Here is a 16835-nt window from a genome sequence, read left to right as displayed (position 1 = left end):
CCTTCAGGGTCCCGGCGAAGATGGCGCCCTTGCGGCTTGCATGAGCATTGTCGCAAGGAAGAAAAACGCCAGAAGCGGAAGCATTAGCAGAAGCAAAACGAGGCTAAGCACAATGATGATCGGATTGTCTAACGACAGTATGGTGGCGTTGCATGCCTCATACGCAAACATCAGATTTTGTCCGCATGGCACAAGCAATGCAAGTGCTGCCGCCAGCAGCCAGAGCGGGTCGCCGTCATATCGCGTGACATAGACTAGGAAACCGCCAGCCACAGCCATACCCGACAGAATGAACATGGCTTGCTGCAAATAGGCACGGCGTGAGCGGCTTGGCTTCGGAACGTTGTTTTGCCACACGGTCTGCGTCCCTGATCAGCTTCTCGCCAAGCCATGGCCGGGTGAAGTTTCAACATCCCGATACGACACAAGCGGAAGCTCATGGCGCAGGAGCTTCCGCATTTTGCCTTCGTAAAGAAAGGCGGCCTTACGCCGCCGCCCCTACCTTCGTGTACGGATCGAACCGCCCATAAAACGTCTCGCCCTTCGCCGCCATGTCCTTCAACAGCGATGTCGGCGCAAAGTGGTCGCCGTACTCGCGGCTAAGCTTTTCCGCCAGCGTCACGAACGCCTTCACGCCCATGCCGTCGATATAGCTCAGCGTGCCGCCCGTATAAGGTGCGAAACCGAAGCCGAGGATGGAGCCGACATCTGCTTCGCGCGGATCGGTGACGATACCTTCCTCCACCGTGCGCGCCGTTTCCAGCGCAATGGTGACGAGGAAGCGCTGCTTCAGCACGTTGACGTCGACCTCAGATGCTTTCTTTTGCGGATAGAGATCCTTGAGGCCGGGCCAGAGCGACTTTTTCGCCGGTTTGGCCGGGTAGTCGTAAAAACCCCGGCCGTTCTTGCGGCCACGACGGTCGAGCACGTCGATCAGCTGATCGACCAGCGCCATGTGTTCCGGCTTGACCGAATTGGGGCCCAGATCCGCAATCGAGGCTTTCATGATCTTCTGGGACAGATCGACGGCGACCTCATCGTTAAGCGAAAGCGGACCGACCGGCATGCCGGCCATCTTGGCGGCATTCTCGATCATCGCTGCCGGCACGCCTTCGGCCAGCATGTCATAGGCCTCGTTGATATAGCGGAAGACGCAGCGGTTGACGAAGAAACCGCGCGTGTCATTGACGACAATCGGCGTCTTCTTGATCTTGGCGACGAAATCCAGCGCCGTGGCGAGCGCCTTGTCGCCAGTCTTTTCACCGAGAATGACTTCGGTGAGCATCATCTTTTCGACCGGCGAGAAGAAATGCACGCCGACGAACTGCTCCGGCCGTTTCGAGTTTTCCGCAAGACCCGAGATCGGCAGGGTGGAGGTGTTGGAGGCGAAGATCGTGGTGGCCGGAATGACGGCTTCGACCTGTTCGATCACCGCCTTCTTGACGTTGCGATCCTCGAACACGGCTTCGATGACCAGATCGGCATCCGAAAGCGTCGCATAATCCGGTGTCGGCGTGACGAGCGAGAGCAGCTTTTCGCCCTCTTCCTTGGTCAGGCGGCCCTTGGAGACGCTTTCCGCCACCAGCTTTTCCGAGACGGCCTTGCCCTTGTCGGCAGCTTCCTGGTCCCGATCGATCAGAACGACGGGGATGCCGGCGGCGGCCGTGACATAAGCGATCGACGCGCCCATGAAGCCGGCGCCGACAACGCCAACCTTTTTGAACTCGCTCTTTGGCACACCGGCCGGGCGGCGGGCGCCCTTGCCGAGTTCCTGCATGGAGATGAACAGCGAGCGGATCATCGAAAACGCTTCGGTCGTGCCGAGAACCTGCGTGAAATAGCGCTGCTCGACTTTCAGAGCCGTATCGAAGGGAAGCTGCAGGCCTTCATAGACGCATTTCAAAATGGCGAGTGCGCCCGGATAATTGCCGGCTGTTTCGCGGCGCAGGATGGCGGGGGCGGCCGGCCAGAGCTGCGCGGCTGCGGGCGTCCACACACCGCCGCCGGGGGCTTTGAAACCTTTTTCATCCCATGGGGCGACGGGCTTCAGTCCGTCCTTGATCATCTGCTTGGCGGCATTCACCAGTTCGGCCGGTTCGACCACCTGATCCACGAGGCCCATGGCTTTTGCGCGCTGCGGGGTGAGCGACTGGCCTGTCGTCATCATCTGCAGGGCGGACTGGGCATCGGTGAGGCGCGACACACGCTGGGTGCCGCCGGCGCCCGGAAAGATGCCGACCTTGACTTCCGGCAGTGCCAGCTTGACCGACTTGCCATTGGCGACAACGCGGCCGTGGCAGGCAAGCGACAGTTCGAACGCGCCGCCCATGCAGGTGCCGTTGATGGCCGAAACCCAGGGCTTGCCATTGGTTTCGATGGCGCGAAACAGCCAGGTCATGCGGCCGGCGACTTCAAACAGCTTCTGTTTGGCGGTTTCCGGATCCTTGGCCGTGGCTTCCTGCAGCATGGAGAACATGCCGCGGATCATGGTGAGATCTGCCCCGCCGGAGAAGGAGGATTTGGCGCTGGTGAACACGACGCCCTTGATGGCGGCGTCTTCCACCGTCTGCTTCAACAGGGCTTCGAGTTCGTCCATCACCTCGACGGTGAAGACATTCATCGACTTGTCCGGCATGTCCCAGGTGATGAGAGCGATGCCGTCTGCGCCGGTTTCGATGGTGAAGTTCTTGTAGGTCATGCGTTTCTCCTCCCCGATACTCAGACGCGTTCGATGACGGTTGCCGTGCCCATGCCGGCGCCGATGCACAGCGTCACCAGTGCGGTGTTGAGATCGCGGCGCTCCAACTCATCCAGAACCGTGCCCAAAATCATCGCGCCGGTGGCGCCGAGTGGGTGGCCCATGGCAATCGCGCCGCCGTTGACGTTCATGATGTCGTGGGAAATGTCGAAAGCCTGCATGTAACGCAGCACCACGGCGGCAAACGCTTCGTTGAGCTCGAACAGGTCGATATCGGCAATCGTCATGCCGGTGCGAGCCAGCAGCTTTTCGGTGACGTCGACCGGGCCGGTCAGCATCAAAGCCGGATCGGAGCCGATATTGGCGAAGGCGCGAATACGGGCACGGGGCTTTACGCCCATGCTTTCACCGCCCGCCTTCGAGCCGATCAGCACGGCGGCCGCGCCATCGACGATACCGGACGAATTGCCGGCGTGGTGGACATAGTTGATCTTTTCGATTTCCGGATGCGCCTGAATGCCGACGGCTTCGAAACCGCCCATTTCACCGGGCATCTGGAAGGAAGCGTTGAGCGAGGCCAGCGCCGGCATGTCCGTTGTCGGGCGCATGTGCTCGTCGCGGTCGAGAATGGTGATGCCGTTCTGGTCCTTGACCGGAATGACGGAATTCTTGAAATAACCCGCATCCCAGGCTTTTCCGGCGCGCTTCTGGCTTTCGACGGCATAGGCATCGACGTCATCGCGCGAAAAGCCGTATTTGGTGGCGATCAGATCGGCCGATACGCCCTGCGGCATGAAATAGGATGGGAAGTTGACCGACGGGTCCATGTACCAGGCGCCGCCGGACATGCCCATGCCGACACGCGACATGCTTTCCACACCACCGGCGATGACGATGTCATCCGAACCTGCCGCGATCTTGCCGGCGCCAAAATTGATGGCGTCGAGGCCGGAGGCGCAGAAACGGGAAATCTGCATGCCGGGGGCTTTTGTCGAATACCCGGCCTCAAAAGCGGCAGCCTTGGGGATGACGGCGCCTGAATCCATTACCGGATCGACGCAGCCCATGATGATGTCATCGACAGTCTCAGTATTCAGGCCGTTACGATCGCGGATGGCTTCCAGCGTCTTGGCGGCGAGGCGGACGGACGGCACTTCGTGCAGCGATCCGTCCTTCTTGCCGCGACCGCGCGGCGTGCGCACGTGGTCGTAAATGAAGACTTCGGTCATGGTATCATCTCTCCCGTTTTCCCTTTCGGGTCGGCACTTGCGCGCGCCTTGTCCTTACAAATGGCTCAGAATGCTTCCGCCGCCAGTTCCATCACGCTATCCGCACCTGCCTCGATGCGCACCTTGCGCAATGCCGTTTCGGGCATCACCTTCTCCATGAAGAAGCGTGCCGTCACCAGCTTGTTCTTCAGATAGTCCTCGCGAGCATCCCCTGAGCCAAGCTTTTCCTGCGCGGCCTTGGCGATTTTGGCCCACATGTAGCCGAGCGTCACGAGGCCAAACAGGTGCATGTAATCGGTCGAACCCGCGCCGGCATTATCGGGCTTGGCCATGGCGTTTTGCATGAACCACATGGTCGATGCCTGCGCGTCGTTGAGACCTTTTTTCAATGCCTTGGTGTAGGGCGCCATCGCTTCGTCAGTGCGGTTTTCCTCGCAGAAATCGCCGATTTCCTTGAACATGGCCATGACGGCGCGGCTGCCGTTGAGCGCCAGCTTGCGACCCACCAGATCGAGCGCCTGGATGCCGTTTGCGCCTTCATAGATCATGGCGATACGGGCATCGCGGACATACTGGCTCATGCCATGTTCCTCGATATACCCGTGGCCACCAAACACCTGCTGCGCCATCACGGCGTGGTCGAACCCCTTGTCGGTCAGCACGCCCTTGAGGATCGGCGTGGCGAGACCAAGCAGATCGTCGGCATTCTGGCGTTCGGCCTCATCCGGCGAGCGGTGGGCGATGTCGGATTTGAGTGCAGTCCAGAGAAGGAAGGCACGTCCAGCCTCGTTGAACGATTTGATCGTCATCAGCGAACGGCGGATATCCGGGTGGACGATGATCGGATCGGCCTTCTTATCCGGTGCCTTCGCACCCGAAAGAGAACGGCCCTGGATACGCTCATTGGCGTAAGCGACGGCGTTCTGATAGGCGGTCTCGGCGATCGAAAGGCCCTGCAGGCCGACGCCGAGGCGGGCCTCGTTCATCATCACGAACATGGCCGACAGGCCCTTGTTTTCCGCGCCGATGAGATAGCCCACGGCATCATCATAGTTCATGACGCAGGTGGAATTGCCGTGGATACCCATTTTCTCTTCGAGCGCGCCACAGGTGACGCCGTTGCGATCACCCAGCGCGCCATTCTCACCGACCATGAATTTTGGCACGATAAACAGCGAAATGCCCTTGGTGCCTTCAGGCGCGCCTTCGATGCGGGCGAGCACGAGGTGGATGATGTTATCCGTCATGCCGTGTTCGCCGGCCGAGATGAAAATCTTCTGGCCGGAAATCTTATAGCTGCCATCGCCCTGCGGCACGGCCTTGGTGCGCAGCAGGCCGAGATCGGTGCCGCAATGGGGTTCGGTGAGGTTCATGGTGCCGGACCATGTGCCGCCGACCATGTTGGGCAGATAGGTGGCCTTCTGCTCATCCGAGCCGTGCACGAGGATGGCGGCAATGGCGCCCTGTGTGAGGCCCGGATACATCATCAACGACATGTTGGCAGACGACATGTATTCGCCAACGGCGGCGTGCAGCGTGTAGGGAAGCCCCTGCCCGCCAAACTCCTCCGGCACGGCAAGCCCGATCCAGCCGCCCTGACAATACTGGTCGTAGGCTTCCTTGAAACCCTTTGGTACGGTGACCGAGCCGTCATCCTTGCGGGTGCAGCCTTCCTGATCGCCGGACAGATTGAGCGGGAAAAGCGCTTCTTCCGCCACCTTGGAGGCCTCGCCGAGGATCGCCTCGATCATGTCCGGCGTCGCATCGGCAAAGCCGGGCAGATTGCCGAAACGTTCGAGACTGAGCACGTCGTTCAGGATGAACAGCGTATCTTCAACGGGGGCCTTGTAGATGGGCATGCGCAAACTCCTCCTCTGCGCGCCGGTGGTAACCGGCAAACTCCATCGCTAAAATATTGACGTTTGCGTAAACGTCAATCCCGTAACAAGGGAGTTTTTCGGTTCATCGATACGGCGTGAGAGAAACATCGGGTGGTCGGTTGGGGCCAGCCAAAAGTCCGTGATCGTGTGCTGGCCGGCGCCTTGGCAAACACGTTAGACCTGACTTGCGGGAAAATACCCTGGGCATGGCCATCGGGCGCCACGGCTCCATATTGGCGGGATCGCGTCCTGGAGCCCTTTGCAGATGTTCAAGTTTTTGCGCTCGCTGTTTTACCGCCCGGCTCTTCACAAATTCACCAGAAAACATCCGCCATCGCGGCAGGTCACGCCGGCACCGGCAGAACGTATCGAGAGTTATCGGGACATCCTTCCGGCAAGCCTGCTTGAACTATGGCAGCGCAAGGGGTTCGGCTTTTACGGCAACCGGCAGCTGGCGCTCATCGACCCAAGCATCTGGCAGCCGGTACTGGATCGCTGGATCATCTCGCCGCCCGGCGCTGCCGTGCGCGTGCCGATCGCCATGACACCATTCGGCATTCTTCTCTATTACCGGCGCCTGACGGATACCGAAGAAGATGTGGCCTATTTCGATCCCGTCTCGAAAGAGACGGACGTGCTGACATGGAAGCTGGATGATTTCTTCAACGGTTTTCTCTGTGACACGCGCGCGCTGGAAAGCCTGATCCCGGCCGCCACGGAAAAGATTGCGCGGGAGGAAAACGGCTTGCTGGCGACCGGCGAGGCCTATGAGATCAACCAGATGCTGCTGACCATGCAGATGCTGCAGATCAAAAAGGTGGATGCGGCAGCTATGCACCATCGCTTACGCGATGCGGTGGATCCGCCGAAAAAGAAGGGCGAAGAACCGAATACGCTGGTGCAAGCCATTCCGGATGCCTATCGCGACATGTTTGCCGATTCTGCAACAGGCGATGATCTGACCGGACTTTATCTCTCCTCCTACAGCGACTGGTACCGCCTTCTGGCGCTCCAGCCGGGCGGCCAATACCGGCTGTTGTTCTGGCGTATCCACTACCAGACATTCGAGCGGACGGAGGTGCGTTCTTATGCCGGCCCTTACAAGATCGAACGCAACGCGAATGGCGATATCAAGCTGGTGCTCGACATTCGGCTGCGCGGTGATTCATTGGGAAGCGATGCGCGTGACGACGAGCTGCTCGTCATGCCCACAGGCGGAGAAACCCTTCTCCTGCAATTCGGCGAACTGAAGAATATCGCCACAGCGATCGGTGGTCGCGGCACGATCGGCAGCAGCAAATATTATTTCCGTCGCGTGACGCCAGAGGAGGCATTGTCGGAAAATTCCAGCGATGACCGCGCCGCTCCGCCCTTGACCGACCTGCCACAGAGCCTGCGCGAACTGGTGCATGTGGAGCCTGTCATGCCCCGCATTACCCATGTGGCAGAGCCTGTTCTCGATGAAGAGGACGATGGCGAAGGAACGGTGATGTGTACGCTCGATCTCGGCGAAGAGGACGGTTTGCGTCACAACATGCCGCTTTATTCACCCGCACATACGGACAGGCACCTGATCGGCTGGATCTGGGGCATGGCGCCGCATGCCTGCCAGGTGGGCGTGCGGTACAAACGTGGCGAGGATGGCACGATCTTGCATGGACCGCGCGTCGGCGATCTTCTGACCACGCGATCACCGAAGCTGGATCGATGTTCCGACGATTGAGCCTACAGACGACCTCAGGCGGTCTCCACCGTTTTCGCCTCCACATGCAGCGCCCGTCCTGCCCGCCAGCCGTTGAAGGCGGCAACCGAACCGATCGCGACGAACAGCACCGCGCACCATGCAAAACTGCCGGTGGCACCGCGTATGACGCCGACGATCAGCGGCCCGATGGCGGCGAGCAGATAACCGACACATTGCGCCATGCCCGACAGGTGCGCCGCCACATGCGGATCGCGTGAGCGCAGCACGATCACGGTCATGGCGGCAGCGATAAGACCGCCCTGACCGATGCCCTGCAAAACCGCCCATATCCACACGGTGGAAAGCGGCGCGAACAGAAGGCCAATCAGCGCCGTAACCGCGAAGGCGCACAGCGTGACGTTGATGACGCTCTGGTTTTTGCCGCGCACGGCGATATGCGGGACAACGAGGCAGGAGGCCGCCTGCACCATGACCGACGCGGAGACGATGGCACCGGCCGTGACGCCATCGAGACCGCGATCGCGCAGGATCGGGACGAGCCAGCCGAAAACGCTGTAGGCGAGCGCCGATTGCAGGCCCATGAACAGGGTGACATTCCAGGCAAGGCGATCCCGCCAGAGGCCTTCGACACGAAAACCGCTGCGGCCCGCCTGGCGCTTGGCCAGAAACACCTGTGGCAGCCAGAGGAGTGCGACGGCAACCGCCGGCAGCGCCCAGACGGCAAGTGCCGCATGCATGGAGCCGTCAAGCGCCTTTTCGATCGGCAGGGTCAGGCCGGCGGCGCTGGCGGCACCGGCGCAGAGCGCCATCGTGTAAAGCCCGGTCATCAGGGCGGCCTGTTTCGGAAAATCTCGTTTCACGAGGCCGGGCAAAAGCACATTACCGACAGCGATGCAGGCGCCGGCAAGCGCCGTGCCGAAAAACAGCAGTGGCGCGGAGACAAGGCCGCGCAATGCCGTGCCGAGTGCCAAAAGAACCAGAACACCGAGCAGCGTGCGTTCTGATCCGAAGCGCTGCGCCAGCTTTGGTGCCAGCGGCGAAAAGGCGCCGAGGCAGACGACCGGCAGCGTGGTGAGCAAGCTGGCGCCGAGCGCCGACAAGCCCATTTCCGCACGGATTTCCGGCAATAGCGCCGAGGCGCTGGAAAAGACCGGGCGCAGGTTGAAGGCAATCAGCACGAGGCTCGCGCCAAGAGCCACGCGGCCAAACGTGCCTAGTTTCGGTGGCGCCGGCACCGGAACGGTATCGACTTCGGCATCGACCAGCGTTTCCTCGACGGGATCGACGAGCATCTCGTGCGACGAGGCTTCTTCTGCCGGCCCTGCGGAGGATTGGTTATACGGCATCCGCTGTGCGGCAGCCTGGCTTTGTGCCGACCCCTCTTGCGAAGCTTGGGCGACGGAGGTGTGCAAGGAAGTTGTCATGACTGCAACAATGTATCCAGTGCGGAAAAGACGGGAGCCATGAACCGGCGCACGGCTGCTGAAGCCGCATCGGGATTGCCGGTTTCGATGGCATCGATGATATCGGCATGCGCCTGCATGTCGGGTTCGGGCACTTCCGCCGAGATCGTAGCCTCGATGGTTTCCGAGATGGTGGCCGAGAAGAAATCGTAGATTTCCATGAGGGCGCGATTACCGGATGCGGCGATGACGGCCTTGTGGAAGGCGAGATCGCGAGCGATGAATTCCTGTCTGTCGCCGCCTTTGTAGTTGCCGCGCTCGGCAAGCAGGCGGCGCAGATCGGTGATCACCTGAGGCGTATGGCGCAGCGCCGCCAGCCGCGCTGACTCGACATCGAGCGCGCAGCGCGCCTCGAACTGGTCGCGCAGGCTGGTGCGGCGGGCCATGTCGAATGTTTTTGATGTGTCGGTGCTGGACAGTACATAGGTGCCTGAGCCCTGCCGGGTTTCGAGAAACCCCTGCGCAACCAGAACCCGCACAGCTTCGCGCACCGTACCGCGACTGACCGAGAGCGTGGCCGACAGGCTTGCCTCATTGGGCAGTTTCGCGCCGATTGCCCAGCGGCCGGAGGTGATCTCGCTGCGGATCGCTTGCGCGGCACTCTCTGTGAGGCTGGATTTGCTCAGTGTCTGCATGTATCTATTTCATCAAGTCATCTGATGACTTTTGTCAATATGCCTCTATCGCGTTGCGGTCAAGCAGAAGCCGAAGAGGTGGACAATCACGGGCGCGATGCTAAATCTCTCACGGTTTCGAGTGCAGGTCCTCGCACTGCAAAGCCACCATGGTTCGGCCGGACATTGCTCTGACACTTGCCTCGCCCGAGGACTGGATATTCATGCTCAAGCCGATCAGCCGAAAAACCAACAAGGCCATGCTGACCAAGCTTTTGGCGGGGATTGGCGGTCTGCTGGCGGCGGCGATCTCGCTCGGTTATTCGCTCTATGAAAAACGGCAGGCGGAGATCATTCCGCAGGTGGCGATCGCGACACCCGTCGATGCCGGGCGCTGGAAAGTATCGCTGAGTGCCGGCGTCATTGGCGGCGAGATGCCGAACGGATCCCATATCGCACCGGGCAAGCAGGTGGTAGCCATCGACATGGTACTGGAAAATCTCTCGGCCGAGAGTTCGAACATCTATCGCGACCTGATCAGGCTTCAGAACATTCCCAATGCGCCAAAACCGCAATTTTATCTGATGCGCGACAAGGACATTTTGTGGGACATGCAGCCGATGATGCCGGAGGCGGTGAAAGCCGTCTGGCAGGTGCCGGCCGACCTGACATTGCCGAAAGAACTGAAGGTCAAGGTCGAGGGTGAAAAGTTCAAGCCGCGTGATAATCTCTACGCCGCTCCGGGCTGGTTTTCGGCCGGCAGCGTGGCGCAGGTGACGCTGCCATTGGCGCCCGCCCCTGCACCCATTCCGGCAGCAGAGGCAAAACCCTGATGCGCCTTGTTTTCCTCATCGTCGTAATCGCCGTGTCGATGACGGTGCTGGCCGCGCTGCAGGCAACGACACCACCTTACGCAATGTTGACCGGGCCGATCAGGACCGAAGGACGGCAGGGAGAGACGGTGTCCGGTACCGTGTTCAGTGCGCAGATCCGGCAGGTGCAGAAAGCGAAAACGCTTGCCTGGGACCAGTTCGGGCGCGCCGTCGAGCGCCAGAGTTCCGGCACATGGGTCATCGTGTCCGCAGAGTTGCAGGCGATGCGCGAAACCATGCCGGTGCGGGGTGCAACGATCATCGGCACGTCGGGCCGCCTCTATCACCAGTCACAGCGTGCCCAGGCGGCGCCGAATGTGCTTTCGGCCAAAACGGTCCAGCCCGGGCTGCCGACCACCGGCATCTACATTTTCGAAATGCCGAAGGAAGAAACGCGCGACATGACGCTGCTGCTTTCGCGGCAATATGGACCGCAGCTCGAGGATGAACTTGCCATAACGCTGGAGCAGAACGGCATCGTTTTGCGTGAAAAAATGGAGCTCGGCAAGAATGGCATCTAACCGCGAAAGAAAGTGGTTCTGGCTTTCGCTGGCGAGCCTGCCGGTGCTGCTGGTGGTTGCTTTCCGCATCAATGCCTGGCGTAATATCGAGGAATATTCTCGCCTTAGCGAAAGCGAGATTCTCACCGGCAATGGCAATCTCGATTATGCCGGCGCGCTCTGGCGACTGGAAAATGTGCGGCTGATCGGTGACGGGCGTGATACGGCGCAGAAATTTCCCGGTGCGATGCGGCTGATCGTGGTGCGGCTGGTGGCAACCGCGCATGACGATATCGGCAAGAACTGGGGCCAATGCCAGGTGAGCCTGACCGACGACACCGGCCGTCGCTGGCTGCCGCTGGAGGTGTCACTGTCCAACGATATCAGCCGCGATCTCGAGCCGAAAGCCGATCCGGTCAACGGCTGCGGCATAACCTCGCTGACGCCGCCGAAAAAGAGCAGCGCTGTCATGATCGAGGAAAAATTCGTGGTGCCTGCCGATGCGGCACCAAAACTCGCCGCACAACTGAGCTTTTCCGCATCACGCCCGAAAGCGATTTCGCTGCCGCTCGGGCTTTAAGTGCACGCTGCCCGGGACTTCAAGACGCCCGGCGACGCCATTCGCGCCCCTGCGCGAAACCGACCTCCAGCGTGGCGGCCAGCAGGCACACCTTGATCGGCATGATCAAAAGGCCATCACCCGGCGCACTGGGCGTGCCGAACAATACCGAAATGCCTTGGGCAAAAATCTGCCAGAGTTGAAGCTCATGCGGGCCGATGAGTTGCGTGAGGCCGAACCAGGCCCAGGCTGCACCCCAATCGAGCAGGCGGTAAAAAACGATGGCGAACAGCAGCAGGCCAATGCCTGAGCCGAGCGCAAGGCCGACACCTTCTGCCAGAGCCCGATACCGTTTCATCGTACCGGCGATGAAATGCGCGATGAAATCGCGGGCCGCCTTGGGCAAAGCCTGCCAGCGTGAGACGGCACGGGACAGCCGGCCCTCACCGATCTGCGGCTCACCGTTGATGTCGTAACCGTAGATGAGTGCGGCGAGCGTCAGCCAGACCACGGGATAGAGCGCATAAAGGAAAACGCCCTTTATCTGCTGGCCGATCGGAGCCGACGTCATCTCCGGGGGTGTCGCAACGTTTGTCTGGGCAGAGGCTTCACCGACCGGCTGCAGCAGGCCAAGGAAATGGCCGATCGTGTCCGGCAGGTGGCTGAACCAGGCGCGGATTTCGCTTTGCCACTCCGACACCACGAACAGGCCGACAAAGGCCCAGTTCGCCTCGCAGATGACGATGACGATCGGCCAGATCGAGGTTTTCGAGCGCTTGTGCATGAACTTGGCGAAACGCCTTAACGCCCACGCTGCGGCAACCGACACGAACAGCCAGGCGCCACCACTGACTTTCAACAGACCGGTCGCCTCGCCCGCCATGAAGAGATCGAGCGACAGGCGCGAATAATCCCGAACCGTATCGGAGAGAAACCCCCATGCCGCGTAAAAGGCGAAAAACGGCACCAGCGTCAGGGCAAGCGCGGTGACGAAATTTGTCCGGCCATCTTGCCGCATCTGCGGCTGGGCTGCCGGAGCACGCGAGGCGGCATCGAGCGTCGGCAGTCCCGGACGTACGGTTTCAAACAGGCCGACGATGACCACCAGTTTCAACAGGACGACAAGAGCCAGCATGGACAGACCGGCCAGCGAGTTCCAGCGGCCGATCAGGGCGGCGAGTTCGTTGAGAAGAAGATTGCCGGTAAAGCCGAGAAGCCAGAGCGCTGCCAGCTGCGGCCAGAAACGAAACAGCAGACGCAAGGTCAATTGCAACTGCCGAGATGCAATACGCAAACCGCTGACGGTCGGGGCAGGCTGGGCGGATTGCATTGTCATGTTCACCACTTCTCAAAATCGCGCAGCGCGGACCGTAACACCAGCCGAAAAACCGGGTCAATTTCGCAACCGCGACAATCTTGCCTCGATGCGGGACAACGGCAGCAAAGCGCCTGAAAACCCGTTTAAAACAGCAGAAGTTAAAAAACCCTACCGGGATTAACCGGCTGTTTACCACGTTTGGTGGATTGTGTGCTCTGAACTAGTCGTGGCGCACCTCATTCTTTTGTCTCGCGTTGTCTTATGAGGAAGCCGCAACCACTCAAGGTTGAGGAAAGTCCTGTCCGGCATTCTCTTCAGGAGTGGTAACCTGCGATGTCGCTCAACCCGGCATCGTCGGCGAATACCAATCAGCGGATTCCTGCAATCCGCGCTGTCGAAGCGAGCGAGACCATGAACGGATCACGACCCACGCCATCCCGTCGCGGCGAGACGTCCTCTCTGGACGCGCTCAACCGTACGATCGAAGGGCTCGAGGCACGGATCGAAGGGCTGATGCATTCGTCGGCACGCGAACGTCAGGCTGGTGAAAGTCAGGGTGATGGCCGTGAACAGCGCCGTTACAGCGAGCAGCCAGCTCCACAGCAGGCGACGCAGAAGGCAACACCGCAGCCGGCCGGACAGCTCAATCCACTCGAAGAAATCCGTCGCCGCCAGCGCGCGCTCGATGCCGCCCGCCATCCGGAGCGCCAGATGCACCCGGCGGAGCGCAAGATGCGCCCATTGGAGCGCGAACGACATGTCGCCCTTCAGCACGTTCAGGAGCTGCGGCAGTTCGTCGATATTGGTCTTGCGCAGGATAGCGCCGAGCTTGGTGATGCGCGGATCGTTCTTGATCGTCTGCGCAACACCGGTGGAGTCGCCGAGGTCGGTGCGCATGGAGCGGAACTTGTAGACCCTGATCTTGCTGCAATCCTTGCCCCAGCGCGTCTGCCGGAAAAGAACCGGGCCGGGGCTGTCGAGCTTGATCAAAACCGCAACCGCCAATAGCAGCGGTGCCAGCGCGATGAGGGCCATCAGAGAGACGGAAATATCCACCACACGCTTGGCGACGAGGTGGCCGGATTTCAGCCGGGGTTTAGAGGATGCAACGGCGCGACTGTTGCTTTTCGCAACCGCGAAGGGCTCGCGACTCCGGACGGTGGCATAGTCTGCGCTTTTGTGGAGATCGGATATGCTCACGACGTTCCCCCGCGTTATCTATGTTTTCAATCGTTTGTCTACGTCCCGATATAACACAAACTCAGGACTGCTCAACCCGCTTGATTAGTGATCAATTAAGGCTGCCATGAATTCATTGGGATATTTTTGCATTGCAGCAATTTCATGACAGCCTTGATTCAAATTTTACGCGATGTCTTTTGTGCTCACGTTTCCCGTGGGTTGTGGTTGTTCCTACCACTTTGGCGGGTCGATGAGTCCAAACGAAGGCAAGCGTTCAGAGCATTGCGAGCGTCAGTTGGGTCGCGGCTGCCGCGTTATAAATCTGCGCCGTTCCGGCATGGTAGAGGCTAAGCTCGTCACCGGCCGCCAGGGTGACGACCTGAGTGTGCGAGAGCGTCAGCGGCGCGGCCGTCGGGAACCACAGACTGAAGATAATCTCCGATTTGTTGCGCATGAGGCTGATGGCGTATCCGGACGCCGAAATCGACGTGGCCATGAGTGAGAGCTGATAACGTCCTTCGACAGGGACTGCCAGTGCTCGGTCGCCATTGTTCAACTTGGACCCGAGCGCTACACCCCCATGAGCCTGATCCAGGATAGTGAAACCGCTGTCACTGTTTGGAAGGGGAGAGACGGTGCCATCATTTTTGTAGGCACGTCCCATCGGTCGCTGCGGCAGGTCCACTATGCCGTTCTGTCGAATTTTGAGGGCCGTCAGCCAGGCCGTACCGTCGCTCACCTTGATCGAAAATTCGTTGTCGCCGGCAAGTCCCATTTCCGCATGGCCGATCCAGTTGGATTGGAAGAGCAAGGTGGCGGTATCGCCGGCTGTGGCCTTGTTTATCTTTGCCTGGTGACCTTGGCCGACATGGGTGAACAGGCTGGCCTGCGAGGCCACGGCAAGACGATTGTAATCATCGGCGCTGGTGTTGATGCCAATCATGGTGGGACTGGCATTGCCCTGGTCAAGCTCGCTCCACGCGGCGTCATGAAAGATTTTCAGTTTCTTCTCGCCCCTGAACCAGGCGACCCAACCCTCCCGCGGAGCTGCAAACAGCCACGCGCCATCCTGCCAGACGGCGATGTGGCCGTCATGACCGGCCCAGGCATCCGTTGCGCCGCCGGCGACCAGAAAACGCGCACCCGCTGCGGGCGCTGGCGGAGGGGCCGTTGCATCGCCATCGACAGCCAACTGGATTACGGCATCAAGCGTCTGCAAGGCATCGTTATGGGTAACGTGTTTCTGCGCCTGCGAGGGAAGGATATAGGGCATTGAGAGATTGGTCGTGCGGTCTGTCATCTGTCGTCTCCTTTGACGAGGTTGAACAGACGGGATTTTAAGTGAGACCGGGAATGCGTGGATGAACTCGGACTCAAGCGATTGAAAAGGTTGAAACCGGCCGCGAAAACGTCCACGGGGTTTTGCAGCGTGAAAAACGTGTCTTTCTGCTGTGGGCCGTGAAAAATGGTCGCAAACAGAATGTTGTGACCGGGTTTGCGCTTGTTCTTGGACGCGCTTATGCGCATGTTGGCCGCGTTTGAAAACAGGACCTTCGCATGCGTTATTCCGCCCTTTCCATTCTCGGCCAAGCACTGTCGGGCAATCGTGGCTGGAAACCGGTTTGGCGCGAACCGCAGCCGAAACCGCATTATGATGTGATTATCGTCGGCGGAGGCGGGCATGGTCTTTCGACGGCCTATTATCTGGCCAAGGAATTCGGCATCAAGAACATCGCCGTCCTGGAAAAGGGCTATATCGGCTCCGGCAATGTTGGCCGCAACACCACGATCGTGCGCTCCAACTATCTGCTCGAGGGAAATATTCCGTTCTACGAGTTTTCGCTAAAACTCTGGGAAGGGCTGGAGGCCGATCTCAACTACAATGCCATGGTCAGCCAGCGCGGCGTGATGATGCTGGCGCATTCCGACGGCCAGCGCGACGCCTTTGCGCGGCGCGGCAATGCCATGCGCATGCATGGTGTCGATGCCGAACTGCTGGATCGCGAAGACCTGCAGAAGATGATGCCTTACCTCAACTACGATCACGCCCGTTTCCCGATCAAGGCCGGCCTGTTGCAGAAGCGCGGCGGCACGGCGCGTCATGATGCGGTCGCCTGGGGTTATGCGCGTGGTGCCGACAGCCACGGCGTCGATATCATCCAGCATTGCGAAGTGACGGCTATCCGCCGCGACGAAAAGGGCGGGGTGACGGGTGTCGAAACCTCAAAGGGTTTTATCGGCTGCAACAAGCTGGCGCTGGCAACGGCCGGGCATTCTTCCGAAACGGCGCGTATGGCTGATCTGCGCCTGCCGATCGAGACGCATGTGCTGCAGGCTTTCGTGTCTGAAGGCATCAAGCCGGTGATCGACAATGTCATCGTCTACGGCGGCGGACACTTTTATATATCGCAGTCGGACAAGGGCGGCTTGGTGTTTGGCGCCGACATCGACTATTATTCGTCGTATGCACAGCGCGGCAATCTCGCCATCGTCGAATCGACGATGGAAGAGGGCGTGTCGCTGATCCCCGGCCTTTCACGGCTGAGGGTTTTGCGCAGCTGGGGTGGCGTCATGGACATGTCGATGGATGGCTCGCCGATCATCGACCGCACGCCGATCGAAAACCTCTATCTCAACGCCGGCTGGTGTTACGGCGGTTTCAAGGCGACACCAGCCTCCGGTTTCTGTTTTGCCCACCTGATCGCGAAGAATGAGCCGCACCATGTGGCGCGCGCCCTGCGGCTCGACCGTTTCGAACGCGGTTATGCGGTGGACGAGGCGGGCAAGGGCCCGCAGCCGAACATTCATTGATGAT

15 protein-coding genes are annotated in these 16835 nt (G+C 60.1%); 6 read left to right on the top strand and 9 right to left on the bottom strand.

Going from position 1 to position 16835, the window contains the following annotated elements; genetic code table 11:
• Positions 1-3: 3 nt before the first annotated feature.
• From GAO09_RS28355 to GAO09_RS28340, 4 genes are all read right to left on the bottom strand, one after another.
• Positions 4-357 (bottom strand): hypothetical protein, encoded by a 354-nt coding sequence (locus tag GAO09_RS28355; RefSeq protein ID WP_153360143.1) that lies wholly within the window; start codon positions 355-357, stop codon positions 4-6.
• Positions 358-484: 127 nt separating this feature from the next.
• Positions 485-2698, bottom strand: a complete 2214-nt coding sequence (locus tag GAO09_RS28350) for a 3-hydroxyacyl-CoA dehydrogenase NAD-binding domain-containing protein (protein ID WP_153360141.1) — start codon at positions 2696-2698, stop codon at positions 485-487.
• Between the two features lie 20 nt (positions 2699-2718).
• Positions 2719-3927 carry an acetyl-CoA C-acetyltransferase gene (locus GAO09_RS28345; RefSeq protein ID WP_153360138.1) on the bottom strand — a complete coding sequence of 403 codons (1209 nt, stop codon included), beginning with the start codon at positions 3925-3927 and terminating at the stop codon, positions 2719-2721.
• Between the two features lie 65 nt (positions 3928-3992).
• Positions 3993-5786, bottom strand: a complete 1794-nt coding sequence (locus GAO09_RS28340; protein WP_153360136.1) for an acyl-CoA dehydrogenase C-terminal domain-containing protein — start codon at positions 5784-5786, stop codon at positions 3993-3995.
• A 286-nt stretch (positions 5787-6072) separates the two neighbouring features.
• On the opposite strand from GAO09_RS28340, the gene GAO09_RS28335 reads away from it, so the two are divergent.
• Positions 6073-7530, top strand: coding sequence for a GAD-like domain-containing protein (locus tag GAO09_RS28335; protein ID WP_153360134.1), 1458 nt, complete (start codon positions 6073-6075; stop codon positions 7528-7530).
• Between the two features lie 14 nt (positions 7531-7544).
• On the opposite strand, the gene GAO09_RS28330 is transcribed toward GAO09_RS28335, so the two are convergent.
• Both GAO09_RS28330 and GAO09_RS28325 read right to left on the bottom strand, forming a co-directional pair.
• Positions 7545-8804: a CynX/NimT family MFS transporter gene (locus GAO09_RS28330; protein WP_153360595.1), complete on the bottom strand. Its 1260-nt coding sequence runs from the start codon at positions 8802-8804 to the stop codon at positions 7545-7547.
• Between the two features lie 128 nt (positions 8805-8932).
• Positions 8933-9610, bottom strand: a complete 678-nt coding sequence (locus tag GAO09_RS28325) for a FadR/GntR family transcriptional regulator (protein ID WP_153360133.1) — start codon at positions 9608-9610, stop codon at positions 8933-8935.
• A gap of 149 nt (positions 9611-9759) precedes the next feature.
• Here GAO09_RS28325 and GAO09_RS28320 point away from each other — a divergent pair, with 149 nt between their 5' ends.
• Genes GAO09_RS28320 through GAO09_RS28310 form a run of 3 tightly spaced genes read left to right on the top strand, consistent with a single transcriptional unit; the run spans position 9760 to position 11541 of the window.
• Positions 9760-10422, top strand: a complete 663-nt coding sequence (locus GAO09_RS28320; protein ID WP_153360131.1) for a hypothetical protein — start codon at positions 9760-9762, stop codon at positions 10420-10422.
• Positions 10422-10982, top strand: coding sequence for a hypothetical protein (locus GAO09_RS28315; protein WP_153360125.1), 561 nt, complete (start codon positions 10422-10424; stop codon positions 10980-10982). The genes GAO09_RS28320 and GAO09_RS28315 overlap by 1 nt, the downstream gene beginning before the upstream one ends.
• Entirely contained in the window at positions 10972-11541 is a 570-nt protein-coding gene (locus GAO09_RS28310) for a hypothetical protein (RefSeq protein ID WP_153360123.1), read from the top strand. Before GAO09_RS28315 ends, GAO09_RS28310 begins: the two co-directional genes overlap by 11 nt.
• A 19-nt stretch (positions 11542-11560) precedes the next feature.
• Here the strand turns inward: GAO09_RS28310 and GAO09_RS28305 are convergent, their stop codons facing one another.
• A complete protein-coding gene (locus GAO09_RS28305; RefSeq protein WP_153360122.1) occupies positions 11561-12856 on the bottom strand; it encodes a hypothetical protein in 1296 nt (431 codons plus the stop codon).
• Here GAO09_RS28305 and GAO09_RS28300 point away from each other — a divergent pair.
• Positions 12855-13019 carry a hypothetical protein gene (locus GAO09_RS28300; RefSeq protein ID WP_153360120.1) on the top strand — a complete coding sequence of 55 codons (165 nt, stop codon included), beginning with the start codon at positions 12855-12857 and terminating at the stop codon, positions 13017-13019. The genes GAO09_RS28305 and GAO09_RS28300 overlap by 2 nt on opposite strands.
• 239 nt (positions 13020-13258) lie before the next feature.
• Here the strand turns inward: GAO09_RS28300 and GAO09_RS30630 are convergent, their stop codons facing one another.
• Together GAO09_RS30630 and GAO09_RS28290 are read right to left on the bottom strand one after the other, a co-directional pair.
• The gene (locus tag GAO09_RS30630) at positions 13259-13927 is read right to left on the bottom strand and encodes a sugar transferase (protein ID WP_420796185.1); all 669 of its coding nucleotides are present in this window, start codon (positions 13925-13927) and stop codon (positions 13259-13261) included.
• A gap of 367 nt (positions 13928-14294) precedes the next feature.
• The gene (locus GAO09_RS28290; RefSeq protein ID WP_153360118.1) at positions 14295-15320 is read right to left on the bottom strand and encodes a DUF2793 domain-containing protein; all 1026 of its coding nucleotides are present in this window, start codon (positions 15318-15320) and stop codon (positions 14295-14297) included.
• A gap of 257 nt (positions 15321-15577) precedes the next feature.
• Here GAO09_RS28290 and GAO09_RS28285 point away from each other — a divergent pair, with 257 nt between their 5' ends.
• Positions 15578-16831 carry a sarcosine oxidase subunit beta family protein gene (locus tag GAO09_RS28285; RefSeq protein WP_153360116.1) on the top strand — a complete coding sequence of 418 codons (1254 nt, stop codon included), beginning with the start codon at positions 15578-15580 and terminating at the stop codon, positions 16829-16831.
• Positions 16832-16835 lie beyond the last annotated feature (4 nt).

The sequence above is a fragment of the Endobacterium cereale genome (genome assembly GCF_009617585.1).
Lineage (GTDB): Bacteria > Pseudomonadota > Alphaproteobacteria > Rhizobiales > Rhizobiaceae > Neorhizobium > Neorhizobium cereale.
The sequence above is the reverse complement of the archived record's forward strand: the minus strand, read 5'-3'. Positions and strand labels throughout refer to the sequence as shown.

Excerpts from the sequence above, each read along its gene's own strand:
- GAO09_RS28335 (WP_153360134.1), top strand. The coding sequence starts at position 6,073 with ATGTTCAAGTTTTTGCGCTCGCTGTTTTACCGCCCGGCTCTTCACAAA.
- GAO09_RS28310 (WP_153360123.1), top strand. The coding sequence starts at position 10,972 with ATGGCATCTAACCGCGAAAGAAAGTGGTTCTGGCTTTCGCTGGCGAGC.
- GAO09_RS28340 (WP_153360136.1), bottom strand. The coding sequence starts at position 5,786 with ATGCCCATCTACAAGGCCCCCGTTGAAGATACGCTGTTCATCCTGAAC.
- GAO09_RS28320 (WP_153360131.1), top strand. The coding sequence starts at position 9,760 with ATGGTTCGGCCGGACATTGCTCTGACACTTGCCTCGCCCGAGGACTGG.
- GAO09_RS28345 (WP_153360138.1), bottom strand. The coding sequence starts at position 3,927 with ATGACCGAAGTCTTCATTTACGACCACGTGCGCACGCCGCGCGGTCGC.
- GAO09_RS28300 (WP_153360120.1), top strand. The coding sequence starts at position 12,855 with ATGTTCACCACTTCTCAAAATCGCGCAGCGCGGACCGTAACACCAGCC.
- GAO09_RS28315 (WP_153360125.1), top strand. The coding sequence starts at position 10,422 with ATGCGCCTTGTTTTCCTCATCGTCGTAATCGCCGTGTCGATGACGGTG.
- GAO09_RS28350 (WP_153360141.1), bottom strand. The coding sequence starts at position 2,698 with ATGACCTACAAGAACTTCACCATCGAAACCGGCGCAGACGGCATCGCT.
- GAO09_RS28290 (WP_153360118.1), bottom strand. The coding sequence starts at position 15,320 with ATGACAGACCGCACGACCAATCTCTCAATGCCCTATATCCTTCCCTCG.
- GAO09_RS28330 (WP_153360595.1), bottom strand. The coding sequence starts at position 8,804 with ATGCTCGTCGATCCCGTCGAGGAAACGCTGGTCGATGCCGAAGTCGAT.
- GAO09_RS28305 (WP_153360122.1), bottom strand. The coding sequence starts at position 12,856 with ATGACAATGCAATCCGCCCAGCCTGCCCCGACCGTCAGCGGTTTGCGT.
- GAO09_RS28325 (WP_153360133.1), bottom strand. The coding sequence starts at position 9,610 with ATGCAGACACTGAGCAAATCCAGCCTCACAGAGAGTGCCGCGCAAGCG.
- GAO09_RS28285 (WP_153360116.1), top strand. The coding sequence starts at position 15,578 with ATGCGTTATTCCGCCCTTTCCATTCTCGGCCAAGCACTGTCGGGCAAT.